Annotated in this window: 10 protein-coding genes; 4 read left to right on the plus strand and 6 right to left on the minus strand. The window is 65.5% G+C overall.

The window, feature by feature from the left end; all coding sequences use genetic code 11:
- Nucleotides 1-38: 38 nt before the first annotated feature.
- From glyA to VL52_RS11400, 4 genes are all read right to left on the minus strand, one after another.
- Nucleotides 39-1,286, minus strand: coding sequence for a serine hydroxymethyltransferase (gene glyA, locus VL52_RS11385; protein WP_046157138.1), 1,248 nt, complete (start codon nt 1,284-1,286; stop codon nt 39-41).
- A gap of 104 nt (nt 1,287-1,390) precedes the next feature.
- Nucleotides 1,391-3,271: an amidohydrolase gene (locus VL52_RS11390; RefSeq protein WP_046157139.1), complete on the minus strand. Its 1,881-nt coding sequence runs from the start codon at nt 3,269-3,271 to the stop codon at nt 1,391-1,393.
- 65 nt (nt 3,272-3,336) lie between these two features.
- Complete coding sequence (locus tag VL52_RS11395; RefSeq protein ID WP_046157140.1) at nt 3,337-3,990, minus strand: hydrolase; 654 nt, start codon at nt 3,988-3,990, stop codon at nt 3,337-3,339.
- Nucleotides 3,991-4,078: 88 nt separating this feature from the next.
- Nucleotides 4,079-4,780 (minus strand): pirin family protein, encoded by a 702-nt coding sequence (locus VL52_RS11400; protein ID WP_046157141.1) that lies wholly within the window; start codon nt 4,778-4,780, stop codon nt 4,079-4,081.
- Nucleotides 4,781-4,951: 171 nt separating this feature from the next.
- Between VL52_RS11400 and VL52_RS11405 the strand changes: the two genes are divergently transcribed.
- On the plus strand, nt 4,952-5,878 hold the full coding sequence (locus tag VL52_RS11405; protein WP_046157142.1) for a LysR family transcriptional regulator: 927 nt from the start codon (nt 4,952-4,954) through the stop codon (nt 5,876-5,878).
- A 53-nt stretch (nt 5,879-5,931) separates the two neighbouring features.
- On the opposite strand, the gene VL52_RS11410 is transcribed toward VL52_RS11405, so the two are convergent.
- Nucleotides 5,932-7,005: a hypothetical protein gene (locus VL52_RS11410; RefSeq protein WP_046157143.1), complete on the minus strand. Its 1,074-nt coding sequence runs from the start codon at nt 7,003-7,005 to the stop codon at nt 5,932-5,934.
- Nucleotides 7,006-7,822: 817 nt separating this feature from the next.
- Between VL52_RS11410 and VL52_RS11415 the strand changes: the two genes are divergently transcribed.
- The 3 genes from VL52_RS11415 (at nt 7,823) to VL52_RS11425 (ending at nt 9,768) form a co-directional block, all read left to right on the plus strand.
- A complete protein-coding gene (locus VL52_RS11415; RefSeq protein WP_046157144.1) occupies nt 7,823-8,917 on the plus strand; it encodes an AAA family ATPase in 1,095 nt (364 codons plus the stop codon).
- A gap of 165 nt (nt 8,918-9,082) precedes the next feature.
- Nucleotides 9,083-9,451 (plus strand): DMT family transporter, encoded by a 369-nt coding sequence (locus tag VL52_RS11420; protein ID WP_046157145.1) that lies wholly within the window; start codon nt 9,083-9,085, stop codon nt 9,449-9,451.
- Nucleotides 9,448-9,768 carry an SMR family transporter gene (locus tag VL52_RS11425; RefSeq protein WP_021476982.1) on the plus strand — a complete coding sequence of 107 codons (321 nt, stop codon included), beginning with the start codon at nt 9,448-9,450 and terminating at the stop codon, nt 9,766-9,768. Before VL52_RS11420 ends, VL52_RS11425 begins: the two co-directional genes overlap by 4 nt.
- A 158-nt stretch (nt 9,769-9,926) precedes the next feature.
- Here the strand turns inward: VL52_RS11425 and ilvD are convergent.
- The coding region (gene ilvD / locus VL52_RS11430; protein ID WP_046157153.1) for a dihydroxy-acid dehydratase at nt 9,927-11,721 on the minus strand (1,795 nt) is incomplete at its 5' end.

An 11,721-nucleotide genomic window follows, 5' to 3' on the forward strand; every position in this document is an offset into this window, starting at 1 on the left:
CTGCGGGCGGCTTTTATGCATCCGGGCGAGCCGGCTGATTACTTGGCGTACACCGGGAAACGGTGGCACAGCGCGGTGGCCTTCTCGGCGATGCGGGCGATCAGCGCGTCGTCGTTCGGATTGTCCAGCACGTCGGCGACCATATTGGCCACTTCGATGGCCTCGGCTTCCTTGAAGCCGCGGGTGGTGATGGCCGGGGAGCCGATGCGGACGCCCGAGGTGACGAACGGGGTTTCCGGATCGTTCGGGATCGAATTCTTGTTGACCGTGATGTGGGCGCGGCCCAGCAGCGCGTCGGCTTGCTTGCCTGTCAGGCCCTTGGGGCGCAGGTCGACCAAGAACACGTGGCTCTCGGTGCGGCCGGACACGATGCGCAGACCGCGCTCGGCCAGGGTCTTGGCCATGATGGCGGCGTTCTTCAACACCTGCTGCTGGTATTCCTTGAACTCCGGCTGCAGCGCTTCCTTGAAGGCGACGGCCTTGGCGGCGATCACGTGCTCCAGCGGGCCGCCTTGCAGCGTCGGGAACACATTGCTGTTGATGCTCTTCTCGAACTCGGCCTTGGCCAGAATAATGCCGCCGCGCGGACCGCGCAGGGTCTTGTGGGTGGTCGAGGTGACGAAGTCGGCGTGCGGCACCGGGTTCGGGTACAGGCCGGCGGCCACCAGGCCGGCGTAGTGCGCCATGTCCACCATGAAGTAAGCGCCGACCTTCTTGGCGATCTGGCCCATGCGCTCGAAGTCGAAACGCAGCGCGTAGGCTGATGCGCCGCCGATGATCAGCTTCGGCTTGGTTTCCATCGCCACGCGCTCCATGTCGTCGTAGTCGATTTCTTCCTTGTCGTTCAAACCGTAGGCGACGATGTTGAACATCTTGCCGGACAGGTTGGCCGGGGAGCCGTGGGTCAGGTGGCCGCCATGGCCCAGGTTCATGCCCATCACGGTGTCGCCCGGCTTCAGGATGGAGAAGTACACCGCCTGGTTGGCCTGGGAGCCGGAGTGCGGCTGCACGTTGGCGTATTCGGCGCCGAACAGCTGCTTGACGCGGTCGATGGCCAGCTGCTCGACGACATCCACATGCTCGCAACCGCCGTAGAAGCGCTTGCCCGGATAGCCTTCGGCGTACTTGTTGGTCAGCTGGGAGCCTTGGGCTTCCATGACGGCCGGGCTGGTATAGTTTTCCGAGGCGATCAGCTCGATGTGATCTTCCTGGCGTTGGCATTCAGCCGCGATGGCGGCGGCGAGTTCTGGGTCGAATTTGGCGATCGTCTGGTCAGCAGCGAACATCTTTGACTCATCCATCAAAGGGTTAACGATCCGGGCATTCTACACGAAATGCCCGGATCGAAACCTTAACGTGAAGCAAGCTCGCCCAGGCTGCGCCGCGCCCCTCACACCGCCCAGCAGGAGCAGCCCAAAGCGCCGAAAAAGCCCTTGGCATCCGATACCGGCAGCTCCGCGCCCCAGGCCCGCGCATGCTGGTGGCCGTGCAGGCCGCAGGCGCTGGCGCAGCCGCAAGCGGCGGAGGCCTGGCGATGCAGCGAATGGCGGCCGGAGCCTTGCGGATCGCCCCAGGCGGCGTAGCCCTTGAAGGTCCGCGCCGGCGACCAGTCCGGCATCGCCGGCGGCAAGGGATTGTCGTCCAGCTCGGCGAAACCGCCCGCGGCGTAGACGACGCGGCCGCCCACCATGGTCAGCTCGGACACCAGGAAGGAGATGTCGTCCTCCGGGCAGGAAAAGAAATCCCGGTCCGGCACGACCAGATCTGCCAGCTGGCCCACTTCGATGCGGCCGCGCCCGCCCTCCTCGTTGGTGAACCAGGCCACGTTCTCGGTCCACATCCGCAACGCGGTTTCGCGGTCCAGGCAGTTGCGCTGCGGATAGAGCCGCAAGCCGCCGACAGTCTTGCCGGTGATCATCCAGGCCAGCGACACCCAGGGATTATAGGAGGCGACGCGGGTGGCGTCGGTGCCGGCCGACACCTTCAAACCCTTGTCCAGCATGCGGGCGATGGGCGGCGTCGACTCGGCCGCCGCCGCGCCGTAGCGCTCGACGAAATACTCGCCCTGGTAGGCCATCCGGTGCTGCACCGCGATGCCGCCGCCCAGCGCGGCGATGCGGTCCATCGAGCGCTCGGAAATGGTCTCGGCGTGGTCGAAAAACCAATTCAGCCCTTGCAGGGGGATGTCGCGATCCACCTTCTCGAACACGTCCAGCGCGCGGGAGATGGTTTCGTCGTAAGTGGCATGCAAGCGCCACGGCCAGCGGTTCTGCGCCAGGATGCGCACCACTTCTTCCAGTTCGCCCTCCATTTCCGGCGCCATGTCGGGACGTGGCTGGCGGAAGTCCTCGAAATCGGCGGCGGAAAACACCAGCATCTCGCCAGCGCCGTTGTGGCGAAAATAATCGTCGCCCTGCTTGTAGCGGACGCTGCCGGTCCAAGCCAGGAAATCCTCCTTTTCCGCCTTCGGCTTCTGGGTGAACAGGTTGTAGGCCAGCCGCACCGTCATCTGCCCGGAATCGGCCAGTTGCCGGATCACCTCGTAATCGTCCGGGTAGTTCTGGAAGCCGCCGCCGGCGTCGATGACGCCGGTCACGCCCAGCCGGTTCAACTCGCGCATGAAGTGGCGGGTGGAGTTGAGCTGGTAGTCGAACGGCAGCTTGGGGCCCTTGGCCAGCGTCGCGTACAGGATGGCGGCGTTGGGCTTGGCCAGCAGCAGGCCGGTGGGGTTGCCGTTGCCGTCACGGACGATCTCGCCGCCCGGCGGCGCCGGCGTGTCGCGGCCGTAGCCCACGGCGCGCAGCGCCGCGCCATTGAGCAAGGCGCGATCGTACAAATGCAGCAGGAAAACCGGCGTGTCCGGCGCGATAGCGTTGATTTCGTCCAGCATCGGCAACCGTTTCTCGACGAACTGGTGCTCGGTGAAGCCGCCCACCACCCGCACCCATTGCGGCGCGGGCGTGACCGCCACCTGCCGCCGCAGCATGTCCATCGCGTCGGCCAGCGAGCGCACGCCGTCCCAGCGCAGCTCCATATTGAAGTTGAGCCCGCCGCGCACCAGGTGGGTGTGGTTGTCGATCAGGCCGGGCAACGCGCGCCGCCCCCTGAGATCGACGACGCGGGTGGCCGGCCCGGCCAGCGCCATGATCTCGGCCTCCTCCCCCACCGCCAGGAAGCGGCCATCCTTGACGGCGACGGCGCTTGCCTGCGGTCGCCGCCGGTCCAGCGTGGCGATGCGGCCATTGCGCAGAATCGTATCAGCTGTAGCCATGATGGCTTCTCCCCTGGATATCGGCCGCCGCCGGCGGATAGACGCGGCCGGCGGCGGCGCGGCGATCAGCCTTCGTGGCCGCCGAACATGGTTTTGGCGTAACGGATGCCCAGGCCGTAGCCGCCGCCCAGCTTGGCGGCGATGCCGGTGGTCAGCTCATAGGTGTCGGCGCGCGCCCAGTCGCGCTGCAGCTCCAGCAGGTACTGCAGCGAGGTGATGGGCCGCGCGCCGGCCTGCACCATGCGCTGCATCGCGCGCTCGTGCGCCTCGGTCGAGATGTCGCCGCAAGCGTCGGCGATCACGTAGACCTCGAAACCCTGGTCCAGCGCGGACAGCGCCGGACCGACGATGCAAACGCTGGTCCACAGGCCGGCCAGCACGATGCGGCTCTTGCCGATCTGATTGACGCGGGCGATCACCGCGGCGTCTTCCCAGGTGTTCATCGACGTGCGGTCCAGCATGCGCAAGTCCGGGAACGGCGCGGTCACTTCGTCGAACATCGGACCGGAAAAGCTTTTCTCCACGACGGTGGTCAGGATGGCGGACACGCCGAATCCGGCGGCGGCGCTGGCGACCAGGCCGGCGTTGTTGCGCAGCGTCGGAATATCGATGGAATGGGTGGCGAAGGCCATCTGCGACTGGTAGTCGATCATGATCAGCGTGTGGTCGCGCGGAGTCAGCAGCAAGGGGCTGGGCGCGGCTGTAGCGGTCGGTTTCATCACGGTTTCTCCATTGTAAATATGCCGGCGGCCGGTTCGATGGACGGGCGTCGGCGGGGGGCCGCCGCCCCGCCGCTCGCCAAACGCGTCATTCCCGGGTGTCCACCAGGATCAGTTCAACATCCTCGCCGGCCTCGACGCGAACCAGGTCCTCGTCGCGGATGGCCGCGCCGTCGCCTGTCTGCAGCGCCACGCCGTTCACCAGGGCCGATCCGGCGGACAGCGCCAGATAGCCGCGACGGCCGGCGCCCAGCCGGTAGTCGGCGCTTTCGCCGGCCTTCAGCGTGGCGCCCAGCACGCGGGCGTCGGCGCGGATCGGCAAGGCCCCGTCATCGCCGGCCATGCCGCTGGCCAGCGCGACGAAGGCGCCGGAGCGGTCGGCCTTGGGAAAAGGCTTGCTGCCCCAAGACGGCTCGCCGCCTCGGCTGTCCGGGTAGATCCAGATCTGGAAGATGCGGGTGGAGACAGGCTCCAGGTTGTATTCGGAATGGACGATGCCGCTGCCGGCGCTCATCACCTGCACGTCGCCGGCCTCGGTGCGCCCGCGGTTGCCCAGATTGTCCTGATGGCTGATCGCGCCCTCACGGACATAGGTGATGATCTCCATGTCGGCGTGCGGGTGCGGGGCGAAGCCTCCGCCGGCGGCGATGGTGTCGTCGTTCCACACCCGCAACGCGCCCCAGTGCATGCGCGCCGGGTCGCGGTAGTCGGCGAAGGAGAAATGGTGTTTGGCGTCGAGCCAGCCGTGATGGGCTGCGCCCAGGCTGGCGAAGGGTCGGCGTTCGATCATGGCTTGCTCCTGCGATGGCGGAAGAATGATGTAGCCACTATAAACAGCCGGCATCAGGATTAAAATGGAATAGATTGAATAGCATCATTTCTATTTTAGTCATGATCAACGCGCCATCCTGGCAGTTGACTGCTAGACTTTGCCCCACCCCCTCCCTTTCCGGCATGGAACATGAAACGACTTCCCGATCTTGAAGCCTGGGCCATCTTCGCCAAAGTAGCCGAATGCGGCTCCTTCGCCCGCGCGGCCGAGGAACTCGCGCTGTCGCAGGCCACCGTGTCCAAGGCGGTGACGCGGCTGGAAGCGAGGATCAAGGCCACGCTGCTGCACCGCACCTCCCGCCGGCTGGCGCTGACGGCGGCCGGCGACGCCGCGCTGGAGCGGGCGGCGCGCATCCTGGCCGAGGGAGAGGCGGTGGAGGCCGACGTCGCCGAGCAATCCGGCAGCCTGCGCGGCACGGTGCGCGTCGCCGCGCCGATGTCCTTCGGCATCTCCCACCTGGCCCCTTTGTTGCCGGAATTCATGGCGCGCCACCCCGAGGTGGAGCTGGATTTTCACTTCAGCGACGAACAGGTGGACCTGGTGGCGAACCGGATGGACCTGGCGCTGCGCATCGCCTCGCCGGCCGATTCCAGCCTGCTGGCCAGGCGCTTGTGCGCGGTGCGCATCCTGCTGGTGGGCGCGCCCTCGTATTTCGAGCGCCACGGCAGGCCGGCCGATCCAGGCGAGCTGGCCGGGCACCGCGCCCTGCGCTACAGCAACGCGCAAGACCGCCATTGGCGTTTCCGCCATGCGGAGAAAGGAGAATTCGCGCTGGAAATGCCGACGGCGCTGCGCGTCAACAACGCCGAAGCGCTGGCGCCGGCGCTGCGGGCGGGGCTGGGACTGGCCTTGCAGCCGGAGTTTCTGGCCTGGGAAGACCTGCAGGCGGGCCGCCTGGAAGCGGCGATGCCGGGCTGGGAGGTCGATCCCATCGCGCTGTACATCCTGACGCCGCCGGGACGCGGGCGGCCGACGCGCGTGCAAGCGCTGATCGACTATCTGGCGGAAAAACTGGCCGGCGCGCCCTGGGTGCGGATGGAAGACGACGCCGGCTGACGGGCAAAACAAAGCCCCGCTAGAGGCGGGGCCGATTTTCGAAGATCGCGGCCTTACAGATCGTCGGCGGTGAAGAACAGCGGCACGCCGTCCCGGCTTTCCGCCTGCAGCTCCGCCAGCACATGCACGTCGCGCACATGGCATTCGCGCATCAGCTCGCGGAAGTTCTCTTCTATCAGCTTGACATTGTCCAGCGATGCCAGCGGCCAGACGAAGCCTTCCCAATTGCGCTCATCGCCCTTGGCCGACAAGGTGAAGTGCAGCTCGCCGTTGTCGTGGGCGGACAGAATCGCCACCGGGTCCTTGTCCAGCTCGCGCAGGCGGCGGATCTGGCTGCTGGCGAACACCTGCAGCGCCACTTCGAAGCGGGCGAAGTTGCCGGCCACCAGCGCCTGCATCGCCGGCAGCGGCGGACGGGCGATCGGGAACAGCGTCACGCCTTCGGTCTTCAGCTGCTCGCCGAGGAATTTCATCACCGGCATGCCCCAGGCGCCGACCGAGCCGCCCAGCTTCACCGGCGGCTCCGCGCCGTCGCGCAGGATCGCCGCGCCCAGCAGATAGCGCAGGAATACGCCCTCTTCCTTCACCGTGATCGGCGCCGGCTGGCTAGGCAGGCCATTGCGCGCGTCGGCGCCCTGGCGCGACATCTCGTACAGTTTGACCGCGTCGAGCCCGGTCAGGCTGTCCGGGTGCAGCAGCGCGCCGCCCAGCGCGGCGTCGCCGTCGGCGAACACGCCATGCCGGCGCAAGAGATCGTTCAGGCCATCGATATCGGCGATTTCGGCCGGCAGCGTCGCCTGCTCGCGGCTGCCCGCCACCAGCACCAGCGGCAGCGCGAACAGCGCCACATTGGCGCTGCCGCCTTCCACGGTCTGGCGCAAGGCGTCCCATACCACCTGGTAGCAGGCCTGGGACGGCACCATCGCCAGCGCGACGGAGATGGACAGCAGCTCGCGGCGCTGCAGCATTTCGTCCATCGCGCCCGCCAGCCCTTGGCGCCACATTTCGCGGTCATCCGCATTCGGCGCGTCCAGCACCGACTGGGCGTGATGGATCAGGCGGTTGGTCAGGGAAACCTGCGGGTGGTACTGGCGCGGATCGGGAAGAATATGGCGGACGGCGTCCATGGTGCTGACATCCTGCAACTATCGAAAACGCCTATTGTGGCACAGCCGCCACGTTCTTGCGCGGAGGGAAGCGAGCCATGCCAACGGGCTGAAGCAATGGAAAATCAGGCATTCCAGCAGGCAATGTATCAAGGCGCGACAAAAACTTACATTTCTCGACATTTTCGAAAACGCACATGTTGACACTCGGTACCGCAATCCGGATAATCCGTTCTCGTTGAGATGCAGCAATTGCTTCTTGATAGTTTCTCCTCTATTTCTCCTTTGTAGACTTGGCGCGGGCCGTAAGGCACCGCGCATTTTTTTTGCCCACCCGCCACACAAACACTCCCAAAAATATTAAAAATCATTGCCGTACGGACATTCCGTCACAATAGAACCGCCAGAAGCCTCCCGCCCCGGCTGCTTGCGGCGCAAGCGGCAGCGCCTCTTTTTCATCGCTGTTCAACAGTCCATCAAAATGTCATTGTTGTAAAATTGAAAATATATCAATTCCATATGCATTTAACAGATATTTCATTTTCGAAACAAAACGAATCTTCGGCGGACAGTATTGTTCGGTTTTTCACGAAGTGAACCGAACAACCTAGAGAAAAAGCTTGAAGGGGAATACTTGGACGGACCGCGCGCGGCTTGACGAGTTCCCAACTGTCAGACAACGCAGGCGCATGCTAACAGGATCGCGCTGCGGCATTATGACAATAATCAATACCCAATAACTTTCGCCCCACCCAGACCGGCCTCCCCATCCGCCGGCCCGGGAACCGCCATCCTTGCCGCGCGGTCTCAGACCTTCTCCTCGCCCAAACCTTTCCACATGCCGATACACAGCCTCCATCTCGCCGGGTTTCGCTCGATACGCAAGCTGACGCTTGAATTGGACTCGCTCAACGTTGTCGTCGGCCCCAATGGTTGCGGCAAATCGAATCTGTACAAGGCCATCCAGTTGCTGCATGCGGCGTCCGAAGGCCGGCTGTCCGCCGCGCTGGCCCAGGAAGGGGGCGCGCAGAAGGCGATGTGGGCCGGCGGCGCCCGCCGCGGCGACAAGGCGCGCGCGCCGAAACGGATGATCCTGTCCGCCCGCCTGGACGACTACGACTACGAACTGCAACTGGGCTACCCGGAACCCAGCCTCAGCCTGTTCTCGCTGGACCCGCTGGTGAAGGAGGAAAGCCTGTGGCTGGCCGGGCACGGCCGGCGGCCTTCCACGCTGCTGCTGGAGCGCCGCAACCAGGCCGCTTTTCTCTGCGGCGTGGAAGGCGAGCGGAACAGCTACCCGGCCAGCCTGCGCGCCGAGGAGTCCATCTTCGGCCAGCTGGCCGAGCCGCACCGCTATCCGGAACTGTCCCAAATCCGCGAGACACTGCGCAACTGGCGCTTCTACCACGAGTTCGCCGTCTGGCCCGGCTCGCCGCTGCGCGCGCCTCAGGTCGGCATCCGTTCGCCGGTGCTGGCGCACGACGGCGCCAATCTGGCCGCCGCGTTCCAGACCATCGTCGAGATCGGTGATCGCGAGCTGCTGGACAGCATGCTGGCCGACGCTTTCCCCGATTGCCGCTTCCTGGTGGACACGCAGCAAGGGCGCTTCCAGATGCTGATGCAGCGCGACGGCCTGCTGCGGCCGCTGGAGGCCGCCGAGCTGTCCGACGGCACGCTGCGCTTCCTATGCCTGGCGGTGGCGCTGCTCAGCCCCCGGCCACCCGCCTTCATGGCCTTGAACGAGCCGGAAAACAGCCTGCATCCGGCCTTGCTGCCGGCGCTGGCGCGGCTGATCGCCGAGGCCAGCCGCCACAGCCAGCTGTGGGTGACCAGCCACTCGCCGGAATTGGCGGAGCGGATCCGCCGCCACCGACCGCTGAAAACCTTCCAGCTCGCCCAGCAGGATGGCGAAACCCTGCTGCGGAACGACTGACACCCCTCGCATCGACCAAGCCGCCTCCAGGCGGCTTTTTTGCATGCCATTTTTAAGAAAATTCGCCGATTTTATACAACATGCCAATCAAGTAACGCGATATGCGGGGAACTCCGGTCATATGGTCAAGGTCCTACCCCTGTCTTGTTTATTTTATTCAACACTATGTGTAAAAAATTCTTCTCCCCTCTGCTCGTCGCCTGGCTGATCCTGATGGCGGCCATCGTTTGTGAAATCGCCGGCACCTCGTTCATGGCGGTCGCCGCCCGCAGCGGCGGCTATCTGGGTTATGTCTGGATGTCGCTGGCCCTGGCGCTGTCCTACTATTTGCTGTCCCTCGCGCTGCGCGCGATCTCGGTCGGCGTCGCCTACGCGGTGTGGGAAGGTTTGGGCCTGGTCGGCCTGACCGCGGTCAGCGTCTGGCTGTTCGGCGAAAAGCTGGTGCCGCAGGAAGTGTTTGGCCTGGGCCTCGCGCTGCTGGGCCTAGTCTGCGTGACGATGGGCGAAACCCATGATGAGGAGGCCGCGGCATGAAAACCGTTTACCTGTTGTTCGTGCTGGCTTCCGCGCTGATAGAAGTGGGCGCCAACCTGATGCTGGAAAAATCAGACGGTTTCCGCCGCCGCGCCTGGGGCATAGGCGCCATCCTGCTGGTGTGGCTGGCCTTCGCGCTGCTGGGCCAAGCGGTAAAAGGCATGGATCTGGCCATCGCCTACGCCTTGTGGGGCTCCATCGGCATTCTCGGCACCGCCATCGGCGGCCGCCTGCTGTACAAGCAAAAACTGAAGCCGATCGGCTGGGCCGGCATCGGCATCGTCGCGGCGGCGGTGGTGACCTTGTCCACCGTGTAAATCAGCCAGGCCCGAAAATTCCACCGTCCCGAGCGGGACTGCGGCGAAATTTTCAGGCCCGCCTGGAACAAAAAGGGGAGGCGCTTGGCCTCCCCTTCTATTTCGGCGTGTCGCCTTAGGTGCGTCGCCCCTGGCGGTGTGACGCACCCTACACTTTTTTATTTGCGTTCGACTTGAGACACATCGCGCACCGCGCCGGTGTCGGCGCTGGTGGTCATCGCCGCGTAGGCGCGCAAGGCCGGGCTGACCACGCGTTCGCGGCCGACCGGCTTCCAGGAGTCGCGGCCCCTGGCGTCCATCGCGATACGGCGCTTGGCCAGCTCCTCGTCGGACACCGCCAGATGGATGCGGCGATTGGGGATGTCGATCTCCACGGTGTCGCCCTCTTGCGCCAGACCGATCGCGCCGCCTTCGGCCGCTTCCGGCGACGCGTGGCCGATGGACAGGCCGGAGGTGCCGCCGGAGAAGCGGCCGTCGGTCAGCAGCGCGCAGGCCTTGCCCAGGCCCTTGGACTTCAGATAGGACGTCGGGTACAGCATCTCCTGCATGCCCGGGCCGCCTTTCGGCCCCTCGTAGCGGATGATGACGATGTCGCCGGCGACGATCTGGTCGGCGAGAATGCCTTCCACCGCCGCGTCCTGGCTTTCGAAAATGCGGGCGCGGCCGGTGAATTTCAGTATCGATTCGTCGACGCCGGCGGTCTTCACGATGCAGCCGCGCTCGGCGATATTGCCGTACAGCACCGCCAGGCCGCCGTCCTGCGAGTAGGCGTGGGCCTGGTCGCGGATGCAGCCGTCGGCGCGGTCGTCATCCAGCGTCGGGTAGCGCATGCTCTGGCTGAAGGCGATGGTGGTGGCCACGCCGCCCGGGGCCGCGCGGAACAGGCGGTGCGGCTCGCTGCCTTCGCCGTGGCGCATCACGTCCCACTGCTCCAGCGCCGAGCCCAGCGTCGGGCTGTGCACGGTGGCGACGTCGCGGTGAATCAGGCCGGCGCGGTCCAGCTCGGCCAGGATGCCGATCACGCCGCCGGCGCGGTGAACGTCCTCCATATGGTATTTCTGCGTCGCCGGCGCCACCTTGGACAGGCACGGCACGCCGCGGCTGATGCGGTCGATGTCGGCCATCTTGAAATCGACGCCGGCCTCGCTGGCTGCGGCCAGCAAGTGCAGCACAGTATTGGTCGAGCCACCCATCGCCACGTCCAGGCTCATCGCGTTCTCGAAGGCCTCTTTGGTGGCGATGCCGCGCGGCAGGATGGAAAAGTCCTCGCCCTCGTAATGGCGCTTGGCCAGCTCGACGATCAGGCGGCCAGCCTTGAGGAACAGCTCTTTCCGGTCGGCGTGGGTGGCCACCAGGCTGCCGTTGCCGGGCAGCGACAAGCCCAGCGCCTCGGTCAGACAGTTCATCGAGTTCGCCGTGAACATGCCGGAGCAGGAGCCGCAAGTGGGACAGGCGGAGCGCTCGACGCGGTCGACGTCCTCGTCGGACACCGCGCTGTTGGCGGCCTCCACCATCGCGTCCACCAGGTCCAGCTTGCGCACCTCGTTGCCCCACTGCACCTTGCCGGCCTCCATCGGCCCGCCGGAGACGAACACAACCGGGATGTTGAGGCGCATCGCCGCCATCAGCATGCCGGGGGTAATCTTGTCGCAATTGGAGATGCACACCAGCGCGTCGGCGCAGTGGGCGTTGACCATGTATTCCACGCTGTCGGCGATCAGGTCGCGGCTGGGCAGGCTGTACAGCATGCCGCCGTGGCCCATGGCGATGCCGTCGTCGATGGCGATGGTGTTGAATTCCTTGGCGACGCCACCGGCTTTTTCTATCTCTCTCGCCACCAGCTGGCCCATGTTCTGCAGATGCACGTGGCCGGGCACGAACTGGGTGAAGGAGTTGGCGATGGCGATGATGGGCTTGCCGAAATCGGCGTCGGTCATTCCAGTGGCGCGCCAC

The sequence above is a fragment of the Chromobacterium vaccinii genome (genome assembly GCF_000971335.1).
Taxonomy (GTDB): domain Bacteria; phylum Pseudomonadota; class Gammaproteobacteria; order Burkholderiales; family Chromobacteriaceae; genus Chromobacterium; species Chromobacterium vaccinii.